At 62.3% G+C, this 25,115-nt stretch carries 22 protein-coding genes and 2 pseudogenes; 13 read left to right on the top strand and 11 right to left on the bottom strand.

Going from position 1 to position 25,115, the window contains the following annotated elements:
- Positions 1-844: 844 nt before the first annotated feature.
- Positions 845-1,903 carry an adenylate/guanylate cyclase domain-containing protein gene (locus AC0L2C_RS10165; protein ID WP_473523287.1) on the bottom strand — a complete coding sequence of 353 codons (1,059 nt, stop codon included), beginning with the start codon at positions 1,901-1,903 and terminating at the stop codon, positions 845-847.
- A gap of 416 nt (positions 1,904-2,319) precedes the next feature.
- Between AC0L2C_RS10165 and AC0L2C_RS10160 the strand changes: the two genes are divergently transcribed.
- Positions 2,320-2,463: an NADPH-dependent FMN reductase family protein gene (locus AC0L2C_RS10160; RefSeq protein ID WP_353682394.1), complete on the top strand. Its 144-nt coding sequence runs from the start codon at positions 2,320-2,322 to the stop codon at positions 2,461-2,463.
- A 235-nt stretch (positions 2,464-2,698) separates the two neighbouring features.
- On the opposite strand, the pseudogene AC0L2C_RS10155 reads toward AC0L2C_RS10160, so the two are convergent.
- Positions 2,699-3,073, bottom strand: a pseudogene (locus AC0L2C_RS10155) (DUF3604 domain-containing protein); the annotation flags it as partial.
- A gap of 118 nt (positions 3,074-3,191) precedes the next feature.
- Entirely contained in the window at positions 3,192-3,794 is a 603-nt protein-coding gene (locus tag AC0L2C_RS10150; RefSeq protein ID WP_128244411.1) for an HdeD family acid-resistance protein, read from the bottom strand.
- Positions 3,795-4,316: 522 nt separating this feature from the next.
- Between AC0L2C_RS10150 and AC0L2C_RS10145 the strand changes: the two are divergent.
- The 6 genes and pseudogenes from AC0L2C_RS10145 to AC0L2C_RS10120 form a co-directional block, all read left to right on the top strand.
- Positions 4,317-5,177, top strand: a pseudogene (locus AC0L2C_RS10145) (AI-2E family transporter); the annotation flags it as partial.
- Between the two features lie 4 nt (positions 5,178-5,181).
- Entirely contained in the window at positions 5,182-5,361 is a 180-nt protein-coding gene (locus tag AC0L2C_RS10140) for an AI-2E family transporter (RefSeq protein WP_353842975.1), read from the top strand.
- A gap of 849 nt (positions 5,362-6,210) precedes the next feature.
- Positions 6,211-6,426, top strand: coding sequence for an adenylate/guanylate cyclase domain-containing protein (locus AC0L2C_RS10135; RefSeq protein ID WP_473523286.1), 216 nt, complete (start codon positions 6,211-6,213; stop codon positions 6,424-6,426).
- A 102-nt stretch (positions 6,427-6,528) separates the two neighbouring features.
- Positions 6,529-7,245 carry a hypothetical protein gene (locus tag AC0L2C_RS10130; protein ID WP_473523285.1) on the top strand — a complete coding sequence of 239 codons (717 nt, stop codon included), beginning with the start codon at positions 6,529-6,531 and terminating at the stop codon, positions 7,243-7,245.
- Positions 7,242-7,712, top strand: coding sequence for a hypothetical protein (locus AC0L2C_RS10125; protein WP_473523284.1), 471 nt, complete (start codon positions 7,242-7,244; stop codon positions 7,710-7,712). Before AC0L2C_RS10130 ends, AC0L2C_RS10125 begins: the two co-directional genes overlap by 4 nt.
- A 55-nt stretch (positions 7,713-7,767) precedes the next feature.
- Positions 7,768-8,406: an NAD(P)-dependent oxidoreductase gene (locus AC0L2C_RS10120; RefSeq protein WP_473523283.1), complete on the top strand. Its 639-nt coding sequence runs from the start codon at positions 7,768-7,770 to the stop codon at positions 8,404-8,406.
- Positions 8,407-9,386: 980 nt separating this feature from the next.
- On the opposite strand, the gene AC0L2C_RS10115 is transcribed toward AC0L2C_RS10120, so the two are convergent.
- Positions 9,387-10,514, bottom strand: coding sequence for a PQQ-dependent sugar dehydrogenase (locus AC0L2C_RS10115; protein WP_128244418.1), 1,128 nt, complete (start codon positions 10,512-10,514; stop codon positions 9,387-9,389).
- A gap of 295 nt (positions 10,515-10,809) precedes the next feature.
- Here AC0L2C_RS10115 and AC0L2C_RS10110 point away from each other — a divergent pair, with 295 nt between their 5' ends.
- The 3 genes from AC0L2C_RS10110 (at position 10,810) to AC0L2C_RS10100 (ending at position 12,288) form a co-directional block, all read left to right on the top strand.
- A complete protein-coding gene (locus AC0L2C_RS10110) occupies positions 10,810-11,235 on the top strand; it encodes a globin family protein (RefSeq protein ID WP_128244419.1) in 426 nt (141 codons plus the stop codon).
- Positions 11,236-11,300: 65 nt separating this feature from the next.
- Positions 11,301-11,627: a hypothetical protein gene (locus tag AC0L2C_RS10105; protein ID WP_027151640.1), complete on the top strand. Its 327-nt coding sequence runs from the start codon at positions 11,301-11,303 to the stop codon at positions 11,625-11,627.
- Between the two features lie 127 nt (positions 11,628-11,754).
- Complete coding sequence (locus AC0L2C_RS10100; protein ID WP_287066902.1) at positions 11,755-12,288, top strand: DUF2380 domain-containing protein; 534 nt, start codon at positions 11,755-11,757, stop codon at positions 12,286-12,288.
- 75 nt (positions 12,289-12,363) lie between these two features.
- On the opposite strand, the gene AC0L2C_RS10095 is transcribed toward AC0L2C_RS10100, so the two are convergent.
- From AC0L2C_RS10095 to AC0L2C_RS10075, 5 genes are read right to left on the bottom strand one after another with little or no spacing between them, the layout of a single operon-like run.
- The gene (locus AC0L2C_RS10095; RefSeq protein WP_128244421.1) at positions 12,364-13,194 is read right to left on the bottom strand and encodes a dipeptide ABC transporter ATP-binding protein; all 831 of its coding nucleotides are present in this window, start codon (positions 13,192-13,194) and stop codon (positions 12,364-12,366) included.
- Positions 13,191-14,066 carry an ABC transporter ATP-binding protein gene (locus tag AC0L2C_RS10090; RefSeq protein WP_287239230.1) on the bottom strand — a complete coding sequence of 292 codons (876 nt, stop codon included), beginning with the start codon at positions 14,064-14,066 and terminating at the stop codon, positions 13,191-13,193. The genes AC0L2C_RS10095 and AC0L2C_RS10090 overlap by 4 nt, the downstream gene beginning before the upstream one ends.
- Positions 14,067-14,068: 2 nt before the next feature.
- On the bottom strand, positions 14,069-14,986 hold the full coding sequence (locus tag AC0L2C_RS10085; RefSeq protein WP_023802898.1) for an ABC transporter permease subunit: 918 nt from the start codon (positions 14,984-14,986) through the stop codon (positions 14,069-14,071).
- Between the two features lies 1 nt (position 14,987).
- Positions 14,988-15,995, bottom strand: coding sequence for an ABC transporter permease subunit (locus tag AC0L2C_RS10080; protein WP_023802897.1), 1,008 nt, complete (start codon positions 15,993-15,995; stop codon positions 14,988-14,990).
- Positions 15,996-16,053: 58 nt separating this feature from the next.
- Positions 16,054-17,646: an ABC transporter substrate-binding protein gene (locus AC0L2C_RS10075; protein WP_023802896.1), complete on the bottom strand. Its 1,593-nt coding sequence runs from the start codon at positions 17,644-17,646 to the stop codon at positions 16,054-16,056.
- 428 nt (positions 17,647-18,074) lie between these two features.
- Here AC0L2C_RS10075 and AC0L2C_RS10070 point away from each other — a divergent pair, with 428 nt between their 5' ends.
- Both AC0L2C_RS10070 and AC0L2C_RS10065 read left to right on the top strand, forming a co-directional pair.
- Entirely contained in the window at positions 18,075-20,009 is a 1,935-nt protein-coding gene (locus tag AC0L2C_RS10070; RefSeq protein ID WP_128168287.1) for a long-chain fatty acid--CoA ligase, read from the top strand.
- 29 nt (positions 20,010-20,038) lie between these two features.
- The gene (locus AC0L2C_RS10065; RefSeq protein WP_473480047.1) at positions 20,039-20,800 is read left to right on the top strand and encodes a class I SAM-dependent methyltransferase; all 762 of its coding nucleotides are present in this window, start codon (positions 20,039-20,041) and stop codon (positions 20,798-20,800) included.
- Here the strand turns inward: AC0L2C_RS10065 and AC0L2C_RS10060 are convergent.
- Both AC0L2C_RS10060 and pgi read right to left on the bottom strand, forming a co-directional pair.
- Positions 20,784-21,506, bottom strand: coding sequence for an HAD family hydrolase (locus tag AC0L2C_RS10060; RefSeq protein WP_023802893.1), 723 nt, complete (start codon positions 21,504-21,506; stop codon positions 20,784-20,786). The genes AC0L2C_RS10065 and AC0L2C_RS10060 overlap by 17 nt on opposite strands.
- A gap of 5 nt (positions 21,507-21,511) precedes the next feature.
- On the bottom strand, positions 21,512-23,155 hold the full coding sequence (gene pgi / locus AC0L2C_RS10055) for a glucose-6-phosphate isomerase (protein WP_023802892.1): 1,644 nt from the start codon (positions 23,153-23,155) through the stop codon (positions 21,512-21,514).
- 370 nt (positions 23,156-23,525) lie between these two features.
- On the opposite strand from pgi, the gene pdxR reads away from it, so the two are divergent.
- Positions 23,526-25,115 (top strand): MocR-like pyridoxine biosynthesis transcription factor PdxR (gene pdxR / locus AC0L2C_RS10050; protein WP_473523282.1); only part of this gene is annotated, 1,590 nt, incomplete at its 3' end.

Here is a 25,115-nt window from a genome sequence, read left to right as displayed (position 1 = left end):
CGACTCCTGCCGGTGGCTGAAGGTCAGCTAACGAGGCGCGCTGCGAATGACCGGTAGTGGCGCAACGTGCTCGTTCTGGCTGTTGAGCCGAATGGCAACTTCCCATCCATTTCGGCGTTGGCGGCGGCCAGCTGGTGGAGTTTTGACGCTGCACGTCGGCTTGCGAGATAGCCGCTGCCGGGACGGCCGGTCGCCGGCACGCGCTCGGGCGGGGGTGGGGTCGAATGTGGGGCCTACCCGATATGCAGGCGGCTGGTTTCAGCGGCAGGCCCAGTCGACAGCTGGGGAGGTAATGATCACAAATACCCACCGCTCGCTTCAACAGAAGTGCATGGTCTGCGGTCTCCCACTGCACTGATCGGCGGTGTGCGACCTGACGTGGAGCGCATCGCGTCAAGTCCTTGAGACCGGTTCGGGGGCCGCCGCCCGCCACCTAGTTTACGCGGCGCGTCGTTGGGCGAGGTGGAACCCCGAACGGGGTCGACGAGGATCGACGGCAGTAGCGATGCTGTGGTGGTGATCGCAATAGACGCGGTCCGGCGAGGTTGGCCCAGCACAAAAGCGGTGGCCGCCGGGCACTAACGGGTCTTCGCGAACCGGAAAGCGGCATTGACAGGAGCCCAGCCTAATGAGGGGGACGCCGCTCGTACTGGAGGCCACAGCTGCTGATGGTAGGTGCGCTTGGACTTTCCAAGACAGGAAGACCGTCGGACCCGCTGCGGCTCCACCTTTGCCGATTGTGTTTGCAGCTTCGCGGCGTTTGGCGACCATGTTGCGCCTTGCGACCGCCGAACCCGGCTGACGCGAGGTTTGGAGCTCCAATGCGTCGCTTCAACCAGCGGCGTCAGAGTCCGTGTTCCGGTACGGTGAACAGGCTCACAGGGTCAGGGATGCCGCGGATGGGGAAGTCGCCCAGTTCCTCGACGGGCTCTTCGATCAATTCAGCAACCCTGTCGGACAGGAGCAAGCGCCGCCCGGTCGTTTTCGATAGCGGTTCGATCCGCGCCGCCAGATTGACAGTGCGCCCAATGGCGGTGAAGTCGAGCCGATCCCTGGATCCGATATTGCCGAAGAATACGGGACCGCGATGCAGCGCAATTCCCATGCTGAGCGGCCGCCAGGAAAGGTCGCGCGACGGCTCGCCGGACTGAGCCTCGTTCAGGCTGTCCACCGCAACCAAACCGTTCCGAGCGGCGGCGAGTGCCGCAGCGGCGGCGGCCGGCGCCGACTGCATGCCGAAAATGGGAAAGGCCGCCAGCATGCCATCACCGACAAATTTCAGGACCTCACCGCCTTGTTCATGCACCGCATCCACGAGACCTTCGAAAAAGGCGTTCAGCAACCAGATCATCTCGGCGCTATCGATGCGATCCGAGAGGCTGGTGAAGTTGCGCATGTCGGATACCCAGATGACCGCCTCGATGGTCTCGCCAAATCCGCGCCTTATGTCACCGGCGAGGACCCGCTTGCCAATGCGTCGGCCGAGATACGCATCGAGCACGTGCTCCGCGATCTTGCCACGCGAGACGATCTCGACATTGAGCGCCAGAGCCGGGCGCAACGCCTCGACGGCTTCGATGGTGGCGCGGGAAAAGCCCCCTGCTTGCCGTGTGGCAAGCGTCATCAGCGTAAACTGGCGGTCGTCCCGCTTCAGCGCGAAGCCCCAATAGTCCGTGTATCCGGTCTCCGCGAGGGTCCGCATGATCGGGTATGTCGACTGCGCCACTGAATCCTGGGGGTTCACCCGAATTGACCGGCCCTCCTCGATGATCGGCCTGAGGGGGCTGGTCAGGTAGTCGGTTGTTTCGCGGACATGCGCGTTGACTTCCACCTCATCACAGACACCGAGATCTCCGCGCCAGTGCGCCGTGATGCCCACAAGCTGCGGATGCAGCGTCGACATGTTGAGCGTTGCCCGCTCGATCGGCTGGCCTGCCGCGACCAGTCGGGCGATGACGCCGTCCAGCAGCTCTGCCGGTCCGGCGGATGCTGCCGTCCCCGACATCAGCCAGTCGAGCGCCGTGCCATGTTCTGTCGTGACTAGCGAAATGGGTCGGCGCCGGACCAACTGGAGATCAGGCGGATATTCCAACCCCACCGGACCAGTCGACAGCGATGCTTCAGCGAGTTCAGATCGTTGAGCCGGCATCATTCCTCGCGGCGTCATTCAAACGACAGATAGGCTTCCGAGGGGCAATCGCCAAGCTCCTATCATACGGCCTTTGAGCCCATCACTGTCTACAAAACGATCTTGCCGACTTCTGCTTCTCCCTACGTTCCTTTCGTAGACTTCCGTGATCGGGAGCATGAGGTAGCAACATGTCCAAGCTGAAAATCGCGGTCATCATTGGTTTCACGCGCGATTCCCGTTTCGGGCCGGCGCCCGCACAGCGGATCTTCGAACTGGCCCGGAAGCGCGAAGAACTCGATGTGGAAATTCTCGACCTGAAGGCGAGAGATTAGCGGAAAGGTGACTGCAAAGCCCTGTGCCAGCAGGTGGATCTGGTCACTCCGCCGAAGCAGGCGCCAGCAATGTCTGGCGCGACCTGCTCGCGCAGATGAGCCAAGGGCAACTTTTCGCTCTCTACGGTCATTCAGTTGCGAGCGTTGCATGACGCGATCTGACCCAAGCCAGGCCTTCCTGTTTTGTTGGAAGAAGGTCTGGAAAGGGGTGAATTGAGACACCGCGCAAGGTCAGCGGCGTGTACCAGATCGGCGATGTGTAGGCTCGCTCGGTGATCGTCATTGCTGTCCCCGGCAGAGAGTCGACCCCATATCGCTTGGCATCGTAGGCAGTCCGGCGCGGCGTCGGAATCTCGATGACTCGGTCGCAGTAGAGGGCGGGCAAGCTCGGGTCGAACTCCGGGTCTTTCCACACCTTGATGAGCTCGGGCGCGCTGATCGTATTCGTCCAGGTCGCATTCTCCACATCGACGGTGCTGCCTACCGAACGAAATTTGCCGTCGCCGCCTGGCTTGCGGTCGCCCGACCATGCGACATCGTAGATTTTCTCGTGCAGATTGCCATTCTTGTCGAGCCAACCTTTGACGATCTGCTAGCGGTCAAGGTTGGCGCGATGCGTTCGGCCGGCGGCACGCAGTCCGGGCCGCCGTCCTTCGTCACCCTCGCGACAAAGTCGCGGACGGCCGACTTCGCCACGCCTTCGTTCCGGGAGGGAAGCGGGTCCGGCATTATGCGGCCGCCCCATGGGCGTGGCCCTCATGGCTGTGCCTGCGCAGCCGGAACGCCAGCCCGACCAGCATCACGCCGAAGACGATGGCATAGGCGCCGATGACCCAGAGCAGACCGAGCGCCCCGGCGCCCGGAGCTATCGCGATGATTGCGCCGACCAGCACGGATAGCGCTCCCGCCGCGACCAGCCACCACTCGTTGTCGATCTCCTTCCTGAGCCGGATCGCGCCGATGATCTGCATGACGCCGGTGGCGATCATCCAGCCGGCTATAAACAAGACAAGCACGATCGCGGTCATGCCCGGCAAGGCCATCGCGACCAGACCCGCAAGGATGCCGAGCACGCCGACCAGCGCCAGCCACCATCGCGGCGCCGGCGCCCCGCCCTTGATGGCTGCAATGAGCGCCAGCACGCCGTCGACGAGCGCAAAGGCGCCGTAGAGCAGGACGAGCGTCACAAGCGAGATACCCGGCCAGATGAAGGTCAGCACGCCGAACACAATCCCACAGATGCCGCGCAGCAGGATCAGCCACCAGTTCCGCGCCAGCGCATGAAGCATCATTCTGCCGGCTATTGGCCCGGCTGGACGTGTCGTGCTCATTGTTCACCTCCGTTCAGTTGCGATCGGTCGATGCGCCGGCGTAGCGAGGTATGCTCGTCGCCCGCAGCGTGTCTAATGCTCGCTTGTGCTGGCCTCTGCCAGTGCCTTCAACGCGTCGTGACCTGACGTTGACTATCTGGGCGGCTTTCCCCCCGCCGCGAATCAAGCCACGCGGAGACGACGAACAATCCTGCGCTTGGTCACGGACTTTTTCAACGGTATCGGCGCGACCTTGCCATTCGCGTACGCCTCAACGATCTTCAGCCACATTTCTCTGAACGGCTATTCCGCGATGGTGGAAAATTGGGCAATTGGCCCCGACAACGGTTCCTACCGCTCGCGCGAAGGATGGCGCTATATAACTATGATCGGACTTCATCCGTGCGAGGAACATCGCCCCCTGGCTGACCGGCCTCGCAATGGCCGTCCTCGGAAGCGCCATTGTTACGATCGCGCTCGGTGGTTGAAAGCCGCACTGCATGGGCTTGGCCCTTTGCACCATTTTAAGGAGGAGCCAAGGCGTTGTCCCTGAGTCCCAACGCCATCCTGATCCTATTGGCCATAGGTGCAACCGTCGCGCTTGCGAACGTCCTGGGTGTCGTCTGGCAGCCGATATTCTGGGCCATCGTGATCGGCATTCTGTTTCACCCGCTGATGAAATGGATCGACTCGCGGCTATCCGGGCGGCCCAGCCTTGCGGCCGCGTTGACAGTGCTGGCGATCTTCGTCTTCGTCCAGATCCCGGCGCTTCTCCTGGGCTCCCTGGTCATCCGCGAGGGCGTGTCGCTCTACACCCGCATCCAGAGTGGCGCCGTCGATCCTGGCGCGGAGCTTCTCAGACTGGAAAACCTGTTCCAGCCTGAGCTTGGGCAATTGATGACCGGGATCGGGATCGATCTCGGCGCAATCACTGAAAAGCTCCAATCGGCGATACTACGCAGTAGCGAATTCGTGCTTTCGTTGTTCCTCAGCGCAGGCCAGAACGCAGCCGCCTTTCTGATCAACTTTTTCCTGATGCTCTATCTCCTGTTTTTCATTCTTCGGGACGGAGAGGACATGTACCGGCAAGTGTTCAGAGCGGAGCCACTCCCGACTAATCAGAAGCAGCTCCTCTTCAAAAAGTTCGCCGACGTGTCGATTGCCACGCTGAAGGGGACGTTCATCGTCGGGCTGGTTCAGGGTGCGCTCGGCGGTTTGATCTTCGCCGTTCTCGGCATAAACGGGGCAGTGTTCTGGGGCGCTGTGATGGCAATGGTCTCAGTCCTGCCTGCTGTAGGCACAGCCCTGATCTGGGTGCCGGCGGCAGTGATCCTCATCGTCGGCGGGGCCTGGATCAAGGGACTGATCCTCTCGGCATTCGGGACTTTCGTGATCAGCATGTCAGACAATGGTCTTGCGGCCAATGGTAGTGGGTCGCCAGACGAAGATGCCCGACTACTTGGTGCTCTTCTCCACCTTGGGCGGGCTCAGTGTCCTTGGCATCAGCGGCTTCGTCTTGGGACCTGTGGTCGCCGCGCTGTTTATGGCGGTTTGGCAACTCATTGAGGAAACCCATCCCCAAGAATGATCGCCGACGCACGCCCGTTCGTCTTGGGCTCAGGCCTGAGAGTTCGGTCGAAGGTGCGATCCCCGCCAATCCCCAATGACACCATCACGGCGCCGCCCTTCCGAGACCAATTCTCGTTGCTCGATCACGAGAGCAGCAGCGATCGCATTTGCGAACGTCCGCCGTGCGGTCCAAACACGACGTTCGAGATGCTATTCGCCAAGATGAGAAGCTGGCGCAACCAAGCCGATCGGAGCACTCGGTTGGCCTCCATAGCCGTGACGCCTCCTACGTTCCATGCGGGTGGAATGTTGCCATTTGTCTCGTCGACAGGAACGAGCAGGTAGCGCCATTTGCTGCCATTCATGGCTCTTCTCAAAAGCTGCCCTTCGCGAAACGGCTCGACTCGACCCTAAGCGGAAGCTCGTTCGCCCCCGGCTGAATTCACGCCCATGACCCAAAGCTGTCATTTCGCCCGTACGTGTCGTAGCTTCTAATGGCTCTGCCGATGGGAGGGATCATATCCGAGCGCCCGATTGCCCTGACATAAGGCGCTGGTATTGTGTAGTTGACTGGGCTCCAAAGCGGAGCCGACACACGTGGGAGGAGTCCGAGCGTGAAGCGCCGTTTGGCGGCCATGCTCGCTGCCGATGTGGTCAGTTACAGCCGGCTCATGGGCCATGACGAGATGGGCACGCTGACTACGCTGAGGGCGCTGCGGGCCGAGCTGGTCGATCCAAAGATCGCCGAACACATGGGTAGGATTTTCAAGGCGACCGGCGAGGGGTCCTGGCTGAGTTCCCCAGCGTTGTTAACGCCGTTGCCTGTGCGGTCGACATCCAGCGGCGGCTGGAGGCGCGCAACGCCGACATGCCGGAGGACCGCGCGATCCGACTGCGGATCGGGGTCAACCTGGGCGATGTCATCGTCGAAGGCGAGGACATCTTCGGAGACGGAGTGAATATTGCGGCTAGGCTTGAGAGCGTCGCCCCGGCCGGTGGCATAGCGGTCTCGGGCACAGTGCGTGACCACCTCGGCAACCGGCTCGATCTGCAGTTCGAGGATATGGGCGAGCAGGCGCTGTAGAACATCGAGCAGCTGGTGCGCGTTTGCCGAGTGCGCCTAGCCGTTACCTCTGCCTTGGTGCGTCGCGCACTGTCGCTACCCGATAAGCCGTGGATCGCCGTCTTGCCGTTTGTCAATATGAGCGGCGATCCAGAGCAGGAGTACTTCTCCGACGGCATCACAGAGGACATCATTACCGAACTTTCGCGCTTTCGGTCGTTGTCCGTCATCGCCCGGAATTCCTCTTTCACCTACAAGGCACGGACGATGAAGATCCCCGACGTGGCACGCGACTTGGGCGTGACCTATGTACTCGAGGGAAGCGTTCGTCGCGCCGGGAATCGTCTGCGCATCACCGCGCAGCTCATCGACGCTGAGACCGGCAGCCACATCTGGGCGGAGCGCTATGATCGAGAAATTGCCGATATGTTTGCGGTTCAGGACGAGATAACCCAGAGGATCGTGGGCATGCTGGCGGTGGGCCTCGAAGACGTTTCCTTGGAGCGGGCTAAGCGTAAGCAGCCTGAAAACCTCATCGCCTATGATCATTGGTTGCGCGGCAAACGTCTCTTGTGGACGGTGGGTCAGAACAATCTTGAAGCGCGCCAACACTTCGAAAAGGCTGCTGCCACAGACCCAAGCTTTTCGCGCGCCTACTCCGGTTTAGCGGTGACCTACCAGATGGAAGCGCTTGATTTGCTAATTGCGGCAGAAGGTAGAGGCGCTTATGACATGGCCTTTGATTGCGCCAAACGGGTCTCGCGCTCGATGAAGCCGATTATCAAGCCCACATCGCGCTGGCATGGCCTTGCCTCTATCGCGGCGACTATGAGCGCATGAAGAAACATGTGGATCGTGCCATCATGCTCAACCCTAACGATGCCGACAGCCTCGCCAATGCCAGCTACATGCTCGCAATGTATGGAGACGGGGAAAAGGCGGTTGCCTGCGGCGAAGCGGCAATGCGTCTCAATCCACGATACGCCGATTGGTATATCGCCTTTCAGGCGACTGCCCTATTTACCGCAAGGCGGTATCCCGAGGCCCTAGCCGCGCGGATCAGAGTCCCCGACTACTTTATCGATTCGACCTTTTTCGGCGCAGCTATACTTGCCAAGCTTGATAGGCTTGCCGAGGCAAAGTTATGGGCGGAAAAAGCAGTAGCGAGGCTGAAAGCAAGGCCGGGGGGCGTTGAGCAAGCAGCCAAAGGATGCATCCAGCTTCTGCTCGACAACAACCCATTCCGCCGTCAAGAAGATCGTGATCACTTCGCAGAGGCGATGCACATGGCTGGCGTGCCCGGATAGCCGCTTCGATCCATTCCGGCTGATGTACGTCGAACAGAGTGTTTGGGAGGTAATGGTGAAAGCGCTCACTTTACTGATGGTGAATGATTATCCCGACTATATCGACGCGGGGGAGTGGGCGCGATCTCTCAAGGCGCGCGTTTCTGGCCTCGACTTCCGATTATGGCCCCATCACGGCGATCCCGGCGACATTGACTTGGTGCTGATCGATAAGGGTACGCCGCGCGGGTTTTTTGAAGGTATGACGCGATTGCGTGCAGTTGCCTATCTCGGCGCGGGCATAGACGGCTTGCAACTGGGTGAGCTGCCTGCGGGCGTTGGCGTCGTACGTTTGGCGACCCGCGAACTTGCCTCGGAGGTTGTGCAGTACATTGTTCTCAGAGTACTGTGCCAGCAACGCCATGTATTTGAATATGCTGTCCAACAGACCCAGAAGAGATGGCGCCCCATCGCGCCACGGAAGATCAGCGAGACCGGCATCGTTATCCTTGGGGCTGGGCGTATCGGTGGATGGGCCGCGCGATTCTTCGCCGAGCTGGGATATCGCTCGGCGGCGTGGTCCCGCAACCCTAAGCAAATCGCCGATGTGGCCTGTTACGCTGGTGCCCCAGCGCGCACGACTGCCGACATAACTCCCGAACAACAACAACCCGGCCTGCCGCCCGCGACGGGCGTTGCGGCCCCTAAAGAGTAATGGATCGAAGAAAGACCCAGTGCCGCTGGGTGGTTCGCTGGACACCCTTCGCTCAGATTGGTGGGTTGTAACGATCAATGCGAACACCGCAGCACCAACGTGCTATGTCCTCACGAAGGACGAAGTGAAAGCCGCAGCGCATCGGGGAATGAGTGCAACTGGCACGATATCGTATTGGCTACAGCCAAAGTCCTATGCGCTTCCTCAGTATCAAGAAGCATGGGACAGGCTCGGCAGCCCTGCCGCTCCCGGAAGTCTTTGAAACTCAAACTGCAGCTGTAGCCCCTCAAGCAATGGATAGCACATGACGGTCTTGGACACTGTACGGGAGTTCATCCAAGGGAAAGCTCCCCGCGCCGTTTGCGACGACTGCATTGCGGACAGTATCAAACTGTCAATTCGCCAGCACGCCAATCACAAGACACGAGAGCTTGCCTGCGCATTCGGATTCAGCCGACGAAAAGAGGTCTGCTCCACGTGCAAGAAGACAAAGAACGTCATTAGCTACGCCCACAGGACCGGCTAGGCCGGCAAATCTAGACAGTACATGAGGCGTGCTCGCCGAGGTACCGACGACCACCGGCACCGGCCGCTTCAGTCATGCACCTGGACATAAGGCTGTCGGGTAGTTGGCTAGCGTTGCCGCTACAGGCGCACCCGTCAGGCTCGCAGCTGCACTGTCGGGCGATTTGTCGGCCAAGGTCGCGACTGCCGCGCGGAGAACTGGCCTTTAGCTTTCTAAAGAAGCCGGACAGAATATTCGGACCCACTTCGCCGGGCCGCAGTCTAATCCCGTCCTCGAATGAGTTCAGCGTCACGCAGAGCGCAACAAAATCAGCAATTTCTGTGGCAAATGCAGGACTTTTGAATTTCACTCAGGTCTTCGCGTCACTAAGCGACGCTAATATTTCTCAAGGCTTAGCGGGATTCCGAGGGTAGAGCGACCAGTTCAGAAAACGCGCCTGTCGCACCGCGCGGCATCACTGCGACGCTCCCGGCGTCAGTCGCAATATCTTTCCCGCTGGTTCGTCGGTCAACGCCATGACCGCGCCGTCGGGAGCCTGCACCACGTCCCGGATACGCCTGCCGAGAGCGAGGACTTCCTCGCCGGCGACCTGCTTTCCGTCGATCCTGACACGAACGATACCTTCCGCCGACAGTCCGCCAATCAAGAGGTCGCCTCGCCAATCGGCAAACATGTCGCCGGTGTAGAAGGTCATGCCAGAAGGCGAGATGACGGGCGTCCAGCTATGGATGGAGTCGGCAAACTCCGGCCGCGTCGACGGTTCGGGGATGCGTTCGCCCGAATAGTGCCGGCCCCAGCTGACCACGGGCCAGCCGTGATTCCTGCCCGCTTGCGGAATGTTCAGCTCATCGCCGCCGAGCGGTCCCATTTCCGCCGTCCAGAGCACGCCGGTTTGGGGATGGAGCGCAGCACTTTGCACATTGCGATGGCCGTAGGACCAGATCTCGTCGGCGCCGTCCTTGCCGACGAAGGGATTGTCGTCAGGCACGGAACCATCGGGGTTGATGCGGACGATCGTGCCGAGATGATTGTTCGGGTCCTGCGCCTCTCGCATCTTGCCGCGCTCACCGAGCGTGACGAAGAGCTTGCCATCCGGCGCGAATACCAGGCGGGAGCCGTAGTGCAGCCGGCTGGATACGGCTGGTTCCTGCCGGAAGATCACTTCGAAGTTCGAAAGCGCGCTGCCGTTCTCGTCCAGGCGTCCACGGCCGACCGAGGTGGCCGCGCCGCCGCCGCGTTCCTCCGAATAGGAGAGATAAACCGTTCGGTTGTTGGCAAAGTCCGGATCGAGCGCCACATCCAGCAGACCGCCTTGTCCGCTGGCAAGGACGTCCGGCACACCGTCGATCGGACCGGAAACGGCTCCGTCGGTCAAGACAAGCCGCAGCCGCCCCGGACGCTCGGTGACCAGCAGCGCGCCGTCGGGCAGGTAAGTCGCGCCCCAGGGATGCTCAAGCCCTTCGGCAAAGGTCTCGACCGCAACGCGGCCTGTCTCGCTCTCGATGCTGCTGCCCTGCGCGAGCGTGGTCGAGGGGGCACCGAAGGCGAGAAGAAAAGACGAAGCAATGAATATCCGCAGCATGATTTCTCCATCCGAACGGAGGCATAGGGGAGGAGCCGCCGGCTCTCCGATATAATGACCGACTACCGATGCAGTTCCAAGCTGGCGCCGCGCCAGGTTTTTCAGCTATGGCCAGGTCGAGGTCGGCGAGAGTTCGGCCTGGCACTCTCGGCATGCCTCTAGATAAAGAAGACAAATGAGCGCGAACTGAAACCAATTGAGACACAACTGAAACACATCCAGGCGCAGGCGACATGCATGCGAAACGCTTTGGGGTGATGGTCGCCGCAAGACCAGGAACGCAGGAGCGTCGCCGATGACACCCGACCAGACCAGACTTGTCCAGGACAGTTTTCGCGAGATCGTGCCGATCCGCGTGGCCGCCGCCGCGCTGTTCTACGAGCGCCTGTTCGCGATCGACGCGGATCTTCGCGCGCTGTTTCCGGTGACAGACATGACCAAGCAAGGCGCCAAGCTGATGGCGAGCCTCGGCTTCGTCGTGCATGGACTGGAACGCGCCGACACCATCCTGCCGACGGTGCGCGTGCTCGCCAAGCGTCACGTGACCTACGGCGTCGAGGAGCGTCATTACCCGATCGTCGGGCAAGCGCTCATCGAGACGCTGGCGGCCGGCCTCGGCACGGCTTTTACGCCGGCTGTCCGCGAGGCCTGGGAGGCGGCCTACGGGTTGCTCGCCAGCGTGATGATCGCGGCTGCCCGTGAGGATCAGCTCGCCGCGTAATTTTTGGGGATGCAGCCGCAGGCGACCACCCACCCAAACGACAATTCCAAATGGAGAGAAACACCATGTTCAGATACACAGCACTTGCAGCGCTTTGCGTCGTGGCCGGTTCCGCTTCTGCCGGCGAACTCACGGCCCGTCAGGGTGGGACCGTTGATCTCGGCAATTTTCATGGCGTCGTCTACTACACGGAGGCGGATGACGGCTACCGGGTGGTCACCACGATGGCGGCGGGCGAAGAAAACCTGCCAGTACGCTTCGTCGCGACCCTCAGCGAGGGCCAGGCGTTCGTGATCTCGGTCCCGGGCGCGTTGGCAGGGGCCGGCCAGGCACTCGAAATCTCGCGCGCCAAAGGCAAGCTGGTTGTGGCGGAGGTGGAGTCCACCCAGTAACAGGTTGAAAGTTGACGTCGCGACGCAACCGGGTAGTCTGCGCCCGCTTCCGCATCTTCCAGCAGCGCGAAGAGACAAATCGGCACCGTCATTGGGATGGGTATCGTCCTAACCTCGGAGAAACGAGATGCTCAAGGTGCAAAGTGCGGAAGTTCGATTTCGACTTTTTGAGTGCGGACAATTTTTCCTGATCCTGATGGTCGCTGGTCTACTTGCGCCGGCCGCTTTTGCCGATGTCGTCGAGCCAGCGACCCTCGCCGTCGCGGATTTCGAGTTCAGGGATACATCAGGCGAAGTCAGGGACCAGACCGCCGAACACGAAGCGCGACTGAAGGCATTTGGCGTTACGTTGCAGGATGGCCTTTCGGAGAAGATCAAGCTGGTCGCGTTACCCTGTCAGGCAGAACAGTGCACCATCAAGGACCCCGGCCTTGTCGATCTCTCGAAACAGGCAAAAACAGCCAGCGCGAAATATCTCCTGATCGGTCAGGTGCACAAGATGAGCACGCTGGTCGGCTGGGTGAAATTTGCAGTGCTGGATTTGAGCAACAACAAACCTGTCTGCGATCGATACCTGACTTACCGGGGAGATACCGACGAAGCATGGCGGCGAGCAGCAGAGTTCACCGCGCGTGACGTCGAGAAGCACTGCATTCCGTAGGAATCGCCGTCGCTGTAGTCTTTGATCAGCCGGCGCCCTGAACCTCAGCATGGGCTGGGTACCGCAATTGCGGCGTCAGGCGGCCTTCTTCTTCGCCAGCCTCGCCTTGATGCTGGCGACGTCGGCGCGCGGCGTCGCCGCGAACAGCGTTTTGGTGTAGCTGTGCTTGGGGTCGGCAAAGACCTCGTCGCGCGAGCCGTATTCGACGGCCTCGCCATAATACATGACCATCACCTCGTCGGCGATGTAGCGCACCACCGACAGGTCGTGGCTGATGAAGACATAGGTCAGCTCGAACTCGTCCTGCAGGTCGGCGAGCAGGTTGAGCACCTGCGCCTGCACCGACAGATCGAGCGCCGAGACCGGCTCGTCGAGCACCAAAAGGCTCGGATTGAGCATCAGCGCGCGGGCAATGGCGATGCGCTGGCGCTGGCCGCCCGAGAACATGTGCGGATAGCGGTTGTAGTGCTCCGGTCCAAGGCCGACCTTCTTCAGCATCTTCATGGCGAGATCGCGCCGTTCGTCGGCTGGCGTGTCGGTGTTGATGAGCAGCGGCTCGCCCAGCACGTCGCCGATCTTCTGGCGCGGATTGAGCGAACCATAGGGGTTCTGGAAGACGATCTGCACCTTGCGACGCATCTCCTTCGTCAGCCCATTTTTGGCGATGTCGACCTTGTTGCCGTCGATGAAGAGTTCGCCCGCTGTCGCCGGATCGATCAGCGTGATGATACGTGCGAGCGTCGACTTGCCGCAGCCGCTTTCGCCGACGACGGCCAGCGTCTTGCCCTTTTCGACGCTGAACGAAACGCCCTTGACCGCATGCACCGTGCGCGAGGGACGAAACAGGCCGCCGCCGACATGGTAGTCGCGCACGATGTTCTTGCCTTCGAGAACCGTCACGCTCATGACGCGGCTCCCGCAGCACGCCCGGCTCCAGCAGCAGAGGGGGCCGGTTCGAACAGCATGTCGGAAATGGTCGGCAGCCGGTCGCCGACGGCGTTCTCCGGCAGCGCCGACAGCAGCGCGCGCGTGTAGTTGCTCTTCGGCTGCTCGAACAGCGACAGAACGTCGGCCTCTTCCATCTTGCGGCCCTTGTACTGGACGATGACGCGGTCGGCTGTCTCGGCGACGACGCCCATATTGTGGGTGATCATGATCAGCCCCATGCCGTATTTGGCTTGCAGGCCGACCAAAAGATCGAGGATCTGCTTCTGGATGGTGACGTCGAGCGCGGTGGTCGGCTCGTCGGCGATCAGCAGCTTGGGATTGCAGGCGATGGCGATGGCAATCATGACGCGCTGGCACTGGCCGCCCGACATCTGGTGCGGGAACGAGTTCAGCCGCTCTTCCGGATCGGCGATGCCGACCAGCTTCATCAGTTCGATGGCTCGGGCCCGGCGCTGGGCGCGGTCCATGCCCAAATGGAAGCGCAGCACCTCCTCGATCTGGAAGCCGGCGGTGAAGCACGGGTTCAGGCTGGCGATCGGCTCCTGGAAGATCATCGAGATGTCCTTGCCGACGATCTTGCGGCGCTCGGACGGGCTGAGCTCAAGCAGGTCGATGCCGTCGAAGGCCATGCGATCGGCCTTTACCGTCGCCGTGTTCGGCAACAGCCCCATCACCGCCAGCATCGCCACCGATTTGCCGGAGCCGGATTCGCCGACGATCGCCAGCACCTCGCGCGGCTCGATCGACAGGTCGATGCCTTGCACGGCCATGAAAGGTCCGGCGGCGGTATCAAACGACACGATGAGGTTCTTGATCTCGAGAAGAGGCATGGTCACGACCTCTTCAGCTTGGGGTCGAAGGCATCGCGCAGGCCATCGCCGATCAGGTTGATCGCAAGCACCGTGATCAGGATGGCAAGGCCGGGGAAGGTCACCACCCATGGCGCGCGCAGGATGAACTCGCGCGCCGTGGCCAGCATGGTGCCCCATTCCGGGGTTGGCGGCTGCGCGCCGACGCCAAGGAAGCCAAGAGCCGCGGCCTCGAGAATGGCGTTGGAGAAGGACAGCGTCGCCTGCACGATCAGCGGCGCCATGCAGTTCGGCAGGATTGTCTTCACCATCAGCCTGAGATGGCTGGCACCGGCCACCTTGGCGGAGATCACATATTCGCGGTTCTTTTCGGCCATCACCGCCGCACGGGTGAGCCGCGCGAAATGCGGCTGCAGCACCAGCGCGATCGCCAGCATGGCGTTGAACAGGCCGGGTCCGAGGATCGCCACCAGAACCAGGGCAAGCAGCAGCGACGGGAAGGCCAGGATGACGTCCATGACGCGCATGATCAGCGTATCGACCCAGCCGCGGAAATAGCCGGCGAGCACGCCGAGGACGATACCGCTGGTCAGCGAGAAAACAACGACGACCAGACCGATGAACAGCGAGAACCGAGCCCCGAAAATCAGCCGCGAAAGCATGTCGCGGCCAACGGCGTCGGTGCCGAGCAGGAACGTCGATCTGCCGCCCTCCTGCCAGGCCGGCGGCGCCAGCAGCGCATCGCGGAACTGTTCGTCAGGCGAATGCGGCGCGACCAACGGCGCGAAGATCGCCACCAGCACCAGCGCAGTGAACACGACCAGGCCGATGACGGCGCCGGTGTTCATCGAGTAGTAATGCCAGAACTCGGTGAAGGCGCGTTGCCGGCCGCCGGTCGGAATGGAGGCGGCGGTGGCTTCTGCCGTGGTTTGGTCGGTCATCTCACTGCACCCGGATACGTGGGTTGATGACGGCGTAGAGCACGTCGACGATCAGGTTCACCGCCATGACGATCAACGCGATGATCAGCAAGCCGCTCTGGACGACAACATAGTCGCGCTTGGCGATCGCGTCGATCATCCACTTGCCGATACCGGGCCAGGAAAAGATCGTTTCGGTCAGGATGGCGCCCGCCATCAGCGTGCCGACCTGCAGGCCGATGGTGGTGACGACGGGGATCAGCGCATTGCGAAAAGCGTGGAGCCCGATGACGCGACGCGGCGCCAGGCCCTTGGCGCGGGCGGTGCGGACATAGTCTTCGCCCAGCACCTCCAGCATCGCCGACCGCGTCTGGCGCGCTATGACGGCGAGCGGGATTGTCGCCAGCACGATCGCCGGCAGGACAAGATGACTGGCGGCGGACCTGAAAGCGCCGCTCTTGCCGGAGATCAGGCTGTCGATCAGCATGAACCCCGTCGTCGGCTTGAAGAAATATTGAAGGCCGATGCGGCCGGAAACCGGCGTCCAGCCGAGATAGCCGGAGAAGAAGATGATGAGCAGCAGTCCCCACCAGAAGATCGGCATCGAATAGCCGGTCAGCGCCACGCCCATCGTCGCCTGGTCGAACCAGGATCCGCGCTTGACCGCGGCGAAGATGCCGGCGGGAATGCCGATGAGCACGGCGATGATCAGCGCGATCGTCGCCAGTTCCAGCGTCGCCGGAAACAGCGCTTGGAATTCACCGAGCACCGGCCGCTTGGTGGCGAGCGATATGCCGAAGTCGCCGGTCAGGACCCTGCCGATATACTCGAGATACTGGACGACATAGGGCCGGTTGTAGCCAAACCGCTCGACAAGCTCGGCGTAGCGTTCCGGGCTGACGCCGCGCTCGCCGGCCAGGGCCGTGATCGGGTCGCCCGGCAAAAGCCGGACGAAAGCGAACGCCGCCAGCGATATGCCGAACACGGTCGGGATGATCAAGGCGAGCTTGTGGAGGAGATAGCGGAGCATCTTGCTTCATAGAACGGCGGCGCTTTAAGTCCAGCGTCGCCGTTCTATTTCTCAGCAGTTATTCGGCGACGTCGACGCCGTCAAACCGGTGGATGCCGAGCGGATCCATGACGAAGCCCGTAACTTTCTTGTTCATCGGCATGAAGACCTTGGAATGGGCGATGGTCAGCCACGGCGCCTCACGCTTGAACACGACCTGAGCCTCCTCGTAGATCTTGGTGCGCTCGGCGACGTCCGTGGTCGCCTTGCCCTTCTGCAGGAGGGCTTCGAACTCCTGGTTGCACCAGATCGCATAGTTGGACTGGCCGATGGCATCGCAGCCGAGCAGGAACAGGAAGTTGTCCGGGTCGCCATTGTCGCCGGTCCAGCCGAGCTGGAAGGCCCCGTCACGGTCCTTCTGCTTGCCGCGTTCGCGATACTCGGTCCATTCGTAGCTGACGATCTCGGCCTTCACGCCGATCTTGGCGTAGTCGGCCTGGATCAGTTCCGCGACCCGTTGGGCATTCGGATTGTACGGGCGGCTGACCGGCATTGCCCAGATCTTCATCGACAGATCCGTGACGCCGGCATCAGTCAGCATCTTCTTGGCCGCGTCGGGATCGTAGGGATCGTCCTTGACCTCCTTGTTATAGGACCACATCGTCGGCGGGATCGGGTTTATCGCCGCCTGGCCAGCGCCCTGATAGACGGCATCGAGAATGGCCTGCTTGTTGACGGCCATGTTGAGGGCCTTGCGGACCTCGACCTTGTCGAAGGGCGCCTGCGTCGTGTTGTAGGCCATGTAGCCGATGTTCAGGCCTTCCTGCTCGTCGACCTTGAGGTTCGGGTCGGCTTTCAGGCCGGCAATGTCGGCCGGCGCCGGGTACGACATGATATCGCACTCGCCCGCCTTCAGCTTCTGCGCGCGCACGGCCGGATCGGTGGTGATGGCAAAGATCAGATCGTCGATCTTCTGGCGGCCGCCATAGTAGCCGTCCCATGCCGCATAGCGGATGACCGCGTCGACCTGGTAGTCGACGAACTGGAACGGACCGGTGCCGATCGGCTTCTGGGTGAATTGCTGCCTGGTGCCAGCCTTGTCGAGCTGGTCGGCATATTCCTTGGAGACGATCGAAGCGAAATCCATGCCGAGATCCGGCAGAAAAGCGACCTCAGGCTTGTTCAGCACGAACTTCACCGTCAGGTCGTCGACCTTGACGATTTCCTTGAGAAGATCCGGGAAGCCCATGCCGGCAAAATATTCCCAGCCGGTGCCTGCCAGATAGTCGAACCACGGGTTTTCCTTCTTCCACTGGCGCTCGAAGGAGAAGATCACGTCGTCGGCGTTGAGATCGCGCGTCGGCGTGAAGTAGTCGGTGGTCTGGAACTTCACGCCCGGCCGAAGCTTGAATGTGTATTCGAGACCGTCGTCGGAAACCGTCCAGCTCTCGGCGAGGCCAGGCGTGATGGTGGTCTTGCCGTGTTCGAACTCGACCAGGCGCGAATAGATGGTGCGCGACGACGCGTCGAAATCGTTGCCACCGCTCCACGGCGACGGGTCGAAGCCGGCCGGCGACGCCTCCGAGCAGTAGACCAGCTGTTTCGCATTGGCCATGCCGCCGAGGACGCTTGCGGCCAGCAACGCGGCCGCAAAAGTCAGTTTCTTTTTCATGGAGGACTCCCTGATGTTCTTCCAAGCCCCTCTATCAGGCTCGTGAAGCGCGCATATAAGCACCGTTTTTCCGGCTTTGGAACACCCCGTTTGCCTACCCCATGGGAAGCAGAATTTATTTCTGCGCACTCGCCAAAAAGGAGAAAGAAATGTCAATTACCGCCTATCACGGTAATGTTAACGACTGCATTTTTTTATTGATCTTCAACCCGGCGTTGGTGAGGAACTGCGACCTTCGGCTGGTCGTTGCCGCGGACGATTTCTTCCCACCTTGCCGCAGGCGCAGACTTGCACGGCTGCCGATAGTCGCAATACATAGATGACAGGCTGGATTTCCTGGATGCCGGCAGCAGTGGAGGACGTCTCTGTCATTCGGAGGCGACGCGGCGAGCAGGCAGAGACAATAAGAACAATCGAGGGAGGGACGAGTGGCAAAAACACCAAGGACGACGGCACCAGCGACAGCCAAGGCCAAAACTGCTGCGAAACCGGCCAGCCCCGACAAGCTAAAAGCGCCGACGGCCAAAGCCAAGCCGAAGGCGGCCGCGGTGCCCGCCAAGGCCAATGTATCCGCGAAGGGTGGCGCAAAGCCCGCCGCCGCCAAACCAGCGGCGAAGGCGGCACCGACAGCGGCTGCATCGACGTCAAACCCAGGTCCGGCCACAAGGCTGCCGAATGTGGTTGCCGCCGGATTGCCGGAAAAACCCTGGCTCAAAAGCTATCCGAAAGTCGTTCCGGCCGAGATCGGCGCTCTGCCCTTCGGCTCCATCGGCGATCTGCTCGCCGACGTCTGCAAGCAGTACGCCAGCCGGCCTGCCTTTACCTGCATGGGCAAGACCATCACCTATGCTGAAGTCGAGCGGCAATCGGCCGCCTTCGGCGCCTATCTGCAATCGACGGGACTGCCGAAAGGCGCACGCGTGGCGCTGATGATGCCGAACGTGCTGCAATATCCGGTTGCGATGATGGCAGTGCTGCGCGCTGGCTATGTCATGGTCAACGTCAACCCGCTCTACACGCCGCGCGAGCTGGAACATCAGCTCAAGGATTCCGGCGCGCAAGCCATCGTCATTCTCGAGAATTTCGCCAGCACCTTGCAGGCGGTGATCGCCAAAACGGCGGTCAAGCATGTCGTGGTCGCGGCGATGGGCGACATGCTTGGCGGCCTGAAGGGGACGATCGTCAATCTCGTCGTGCGCCGCGTGAAGAAGATGGTGCCGGCCTGGTCGCTGCCGGGCCATGTCAAGTTCAACGCAGCGTTGAAGGCAGCCGCCGGCATGAATTTCAAGCCGGCGAAGGTCGCTGCCGACGACGTCGCCTTCCTGCAATATACCGGCGGCACCACCGGCATCTCGAAGGGCGCGGTGCTGCTGCACAGCAACGTGCTGGCCAACGTCGCGCAGAACGCGCTGTGGATCGAGGACGCCTTCACGGTCAAGCCCAAGCCGGCGCATCTCAACTTCATCTGCGCGCTGCCGCTCTATCATATCTTCGCGCTAACGGTGAACGCGCTGATGGGCATGCAACTGGGTGGCCAGAACATACTCATTCCCAATCCGCGCGACATTCCCGGCTTCGTCAAGCAACTCGGCAAATACCCGATCCACATCTTTCCAGGCCTCAACACGCTGTTCAACGCGCTGCTCAACAATGAGGATTTCCGCAAGCTCGACTTCAGGCCGCTGATCCTGACGCTGGGTGGCGGCATGGCGGTGCAGAAGGGTGTCGCCGAACGCTGGAAGGCGTTGACCGGCTGCCCGGTCACCGAGGGCTACGGGCTTTCGGAAACCTCGCCGGTGGCCACCGCCAACACATTCAGCGACGGCAACTTCACCGGCACGATCGGCCTGCCGCTGCCCTCGACCGAGATCGCCATCCGCGACGAAGACGGCAATGATTTGCCGCCCGGCGAAGTCGGCGAGATCTGCATCCGCGGACCGCAGGTGATGGCCGGTTACTGGAACCGGCCGGACGAGACCGCCAAGGTGATGACCAAGGACGGTTTCTTCAAGTCGGGCGACATGGGCTTCATGGACGAGCGCGGCTTCACCAAGATCGTCGACCGCAAGAAAGACATGATCCTTGTGTCCGGCTTCAACGTCTATCCGAACGAACTCGAGGAAGTGGTGGCGCTGCATCCGGGCGTGCTCGAAGTGGCCGCGATCGGCGTGCCGGACGAGCATTCAGGCGAAGTGCCGAAGCTGTTCGTCGTCAAGAAGGACCCGTCGCTGACCGCAGAGGTGCTGACTGTCTATTGCCGCGAGAACCTGACCGGTTACAAGCGGCCAAAATACATCGAGTTTCGGACCGAACTGCCGAAGACGCCGGTCGGCAAGATCCTGCGGCGGGCGTTGCGGGAATAGGAAGAATTTGGGCGGGAATAGGGACAATTTTGGCCGATAGCCTTACTGTCGATGACGCGGCGGATACGCTTTCCCGTCCCGATCCGCTAACGTTCATCAAGGCGAACATGCGTATCGCCCCTGTTGCCGCGCTTCCCGAAATCCGGCTTTATGCAGCCCATCCAGCGAGCGGACTGTGGCGGCTGACGCGTCCACAAGGACGAGCAGCCGAGCCGGAAGAAGAAGCAAACGAAGCCGACGAGGATGGCCCCGAGCCGCAGCCTCCTTACTGGGCCTATGCCTGGGCCGGCGGCGCGGTGCTTGCCCGCTACATCCTCGATCGGCCGGAGACCGTGGCTGGGCTTCGCGTGCTCGATCTCGGCGCCGGGTCTGGCCTCGTCGGGATCGCCGCGGCAAGGGCCGGCGCCAGCCAAGTGATTGCATCCGAGATCGACCGCAATGGCGTCGCCGCGCTCGGTCTCAATGCGGCGGCGAACGGCGTCGAAATCACGGTCGTCGGCGAGGACATCACCGCTGGTCCGCCGCCGCCAGTGGACGTCGTGGCAGCCGGCGACTTGTTTTACCGGCAAGATCTCGCCGACCGGGTCATCCCCTTCCTCGACCGCTGCCTGGCCGCCGGCATCAATGTGCTGATCGGCGACCCGGGCCGCGCCTACTTGCCCCGCTCGCGGCTTCACCTTCTGGCCGAATACCAGGTGCCGGATGTCGGCCAAGGCACGGCGACGAAGCCGAGCGGCGTCTTCTCGTTCGAGCCGGAGCAACCCGGAGGCGAGTTCAGATCGTCTCCTTGACCTTTGCCGAAAGAAAGTCGGGCAGATCGGCAACCGAATCCAGAATGACGTCGGCGATCTGCGACAGCGATTCCCGCGTGCCGGTGCCGGAAAGCACGCCGATCGCCAGACCGCAGCCGCCGGCCCGCGCCATCTCCAGATCGTGGCGATTGTCGCCGACCACGGCGATCGCGGCAGGCCTCAGGCCGGTCAGGTCCGAGAAGGCGAGGATCGTGTCGGGCGCCGGTTTCGGATTGGCCACCGCGTCGTAACCATAGGCGGCGTCGAACAGCTGCGCGACGCCCAGCGTGAGCAATGTCTTCTCAGCGCCAGTGGTCGAATCGTTGGTGGCGACGCCGAGCCGGTAGGATTTCCTGTGAAGAACGCCAAGCGTCTCGACGATGCCCGGCAGCGCCACCGCCATCGACGAGCCCTGCACCGACGTGATCTCGTTGAAGCGGGCGACGGCAAGCATCTGGTCTTCATCCGACAGTCGCGGAAACCAAAGCTCGACGACATCCATGTTGGTGCCGGAGGCAAAGATGGAATCGGGCTTGAAGCGTTTGGTGGCGAAATCGTAGCCCGCCGCGGCAAGCAGCCTGTCGGCCTTCCAGCGGTCGCCCTCCGCCGCATCCATCGCCATGAAATCGGCAACGCCGAGCCACGTCGCGTTGAAGTCGACAAGGGTGCCGTCCTTGTCGAACAATATTCCCTTGATCTCGGCCAAGCCGCTTACTCCGATCCGCGCAATCGATGGATGTGTCCCACCAGTCCGGCAGTCGAAGCGTCCCGCTTTGCGGCATTCTCCTTGCCTTCCACGACAGGCAGCAGCCCGGTCGCTAGTTCCTTGCCCAACTCGACGCCCCACTGGTCGAAGGAATTGATGTTGAAGAGCGTGCCCTCGACGAAGACGCGGTGCTCATAGAGCGCGATCAGCCGTCCGAACGTATGCGGATCGAGTTGTCTGTAGAGGATCGTCACCGAGGGCCGGTTGCCGGAGAAGACGCGATGCGGGGCGATCCTGTCGACCTCGGTGGGCGCCATGCCCTTTGCCAGCATCTGCGCACGCGCTTCCTCCAGCGTGCGACCCTTCATGAACGCCTCCGACTGCGCCAGGCAGTTGGCGAGCAACAGGTCGTGGTGATGATTGAGATCCGGCTCATGGCCGATGGCTGCGGCGAGGAATTCGACCGGAATGAAATCGGTGCCCTGGTGCAGCAGCTGGAAGAAGGCGTGCTGGCCATTGGTGCCGGGCTCGCCCCAGACCAGCGGGCCGGTCGGCGTCTGGACAGCGCCGCCGTCGAGGGTGACGCTCTTGCCGTTCGATTCCATATCGAGCTGCTGCAGATAGGCCGGCAGCCTGGACAGGCGCTGGTCGTAGGGAATGACGGCGCGGGCGGGGTATTGGCAGATCACCCGATGCCACCAGCCGATCAGCCCCATCAGCGCCGGCAGGTTGCTGGCCAGCGGCGCCGTCTGGAAATGTTCGTCCATCGCATGCGCGCCATCGAGAAAGGCGCGAAAATTCTTCGGGCCGACGGCGATCATCACCGGCAGGCCGATCGCGCCCCACACCGAATAGCGTCCGCCGACCCAGTCCCAGAAGCCGAAGACGCGGTCGGACGCAATGCCGAACTTGGCCACCAGGTCGAGCGCCGTCGAGACGGCGGCGAAATGCTTGCCGACCGCTTCCTTGCCGAGCGCCTTCTGCACCCATTCGCGCGCCGTCTCGGCATTGGTCATCGTCTCGATGGTGGTGAAGGTCTTGGAAGCAACGATGAACAGCGTGGTTTCGGCGGAGAGGCCCTTCAGCGTGTCGTGGATATGGGCGCCATCGATGTTCGACACGTAATGCGTGCGCGGCCCGTCGTGATAGGGCGCCAGCGCCAGCGTCGCCATGGCCGGGCCAAGGTCGGACCCGCCGATGCCGATGTTGACGATGTCGGTGATCTTCTTGCCGGTGGCGCCGGCCGCCTTGCCGGAGCGCACGGCATCGGCGAAGCCGCCCATCGCATCGAGCACGGCGACAACCTGCGCCTTCACGTCCTGGCCGTCGAGCACGATGCCCTTGCCGTTCAGGTTGCGCAGCGCGGTGTGCAGCACGGCGCGGCCTTCGGTGACGTTGATCTTCTTGCCCGAGAACATCGCAGCGCGCCGGCCTTCGAGATCGGCGGCTGCCGCCAGCTTCTCGAGCAGATCCATCGTCTGCGCATCGACCGCGCATTTCGACCAGTCGAGCAGCAGGTCGCCGTCGGTGGCGGAGAATTTTTCGAAGCGCTGCGGATCGGCGGCGAAAGCCTCGCGCATGCTGCCCGATTTGGCCGCACGGTGATCGCGCAGGGCGTCGAGCTGTTTTTGAAAGGACGATTGATCCACTGCCTCACTCCGAGCCTTGAAATGCCAACATAACAGACCGGGTGTTTCCGGCGCGTGTCGTCGAGCCGAACTATCTAGCCGAAATCGACTGGTTTCAATGCGCCGCGATGACGCGTTGCGTCAGGCAGCGATGACGCAACGCGGCACGCGGGGGATGGCGCGCTGCGTCAGGCAGCCGGATGACGCTTTGCGTCACCAGCGGGATTACGCGCTGCGTCACCAGCGGGATGACGCTTTGCGTCACCCTTGGGAAGGATCACTGGCGTAAATCCCAGTGATCAGAAAAATTGATTGGCGCAACAGCTTGTGCCACCGGTACATTCGACTGGTCCAGCCAGGTGAAAAAGGCTGGCCATCGAGGAACATCCCCATGCCACAGCGAAACGACACGGCCATATGGTCCGGCCTGTTCCGGATTTCGGCGGAATCCGGCCAGACCCTGCAGGCGCAGATCCGCCAAGCGATCGTCGCCGCCATCCTCGACCGGCAAATCGCCGCTTCGATGCCGCTTCCGTCCTGCCGGATCCTGGCCGAGAAACTCGGCGTGGCGCGCGGCACCGTCGTGCTGGCATTCCAGCAGCTCGTCGACCAGGGTTTCCTGGTGGCGCGCGAACGGCGCGGCCATTTCGTCAATCCGGACGTGCTGGCGACGCCGGCCAAACCGCACCAGAAGGCGCCAGACCAGGCCAATGAGATCGACTGGAAGGCGCGCCGGCAGATCGCGGCCAGTGACATGCCGCCGCCGGCCAAGCACGACAACTGGATCAAGTCGTCCTACCCCTTCGTCTATGGCCAGTTCGATCCGGCACTGTTCCCGACAGCCGAGTGGCGCGAGTGCAACCGCATGGCGCTGGCCGTGCTCGAGATCCGCAATTGGGCGTCCGACATGGTCGACCGCGACGATCCGCTTTTGATCGAGCAGATCCAGGCGCGGCTGTTGCCGCGGCGCGGCATCTTCGCCAATCCCGATGAGATCATCGTCACGCTCGGCGCGCAGAACGCGCTCTACATGCTGGCGACGCTGCTGATGACCAAGGGCTCCAAGGTGGCCATGGAAGACCCCGGCTATCCCGACGCACGCTCGATCTTCCGGCTGGCGGGTGCCGACGTCGCACCGGTCCCGGTCGACCATTCCGGCATTGTAACCGCTTCTATTCCCAACGATTCCGGCTTCGTCTTCGTGACGCCCAGCCACCATTGCCCGACCATGGTGCCGCTGTCGGCGGAGCGCCGGCAGGATTTGCTGGCGCGCGCCAATCGCCACAACCAGATCATCATCGAGGACGGCTATGACAGCCAGCTTCTGGACGAGGCGCCGCAGCAGGCGCTGAAGAGCCTCGACCGTTCCGGCCGCGTCATCTATGTCGGCTCGATGTCGAAGACGCTGGCTCCGGGCCTTAGGCTCGGCTACATCGTCGCCTCGGCCGGGCTGATCTCCGAGCTTCGCGCGCTGCGCCGCTTCATGCTGCGTCATCCGCCGGCCAACAACCAGCGCGCGGTCGCGCTGTTCCTGTCGCTTGGCCATCACGAGGCGCTGGTGCGGCGGCTGTCGAGCGCCTTCGACGAACGGCGCAAGCGTCTGATCCATGCGATTTCCGCCTTCCTGCCGGAGTGGCGCTCGACCGATTCCGCCGGCGGCGCGTCGCTCTGGCTCGAAGGGCCGCGCGGCACCGATTCGCGCGGGCTGGCCGAGGCCGCCGCCTCGCGCAGCGTCATCATCGAGCCCGGCGACCGTTTCTTCGACCGCACCGAAAAGCCGTCGCGCTTCATGCGGCTCGGCATCTCCTCGATCGCGCTGCAGCACATCGAGCCCGGCATCCGCGAACTGGCGACGGGGGGCCCGCGCCCGCCCCCCCCCCCCCCCCCGCCGGGGGGGGGGCCCCCCCCCCCCCCGGGTTTTTGCCCCCGGGGGAATAGGCGGGGCCCGGGGGGGGAAATGGGGGTGCCGGGGTGGTTTAAA

The organism is Mesorhizobium sp. WSM4845, assembly GCF_055811455.1.
Note: the sequence above shows the minus strand (reverse complement) of the source record. Positions and strands in the feature narration are given on the sequence as shown.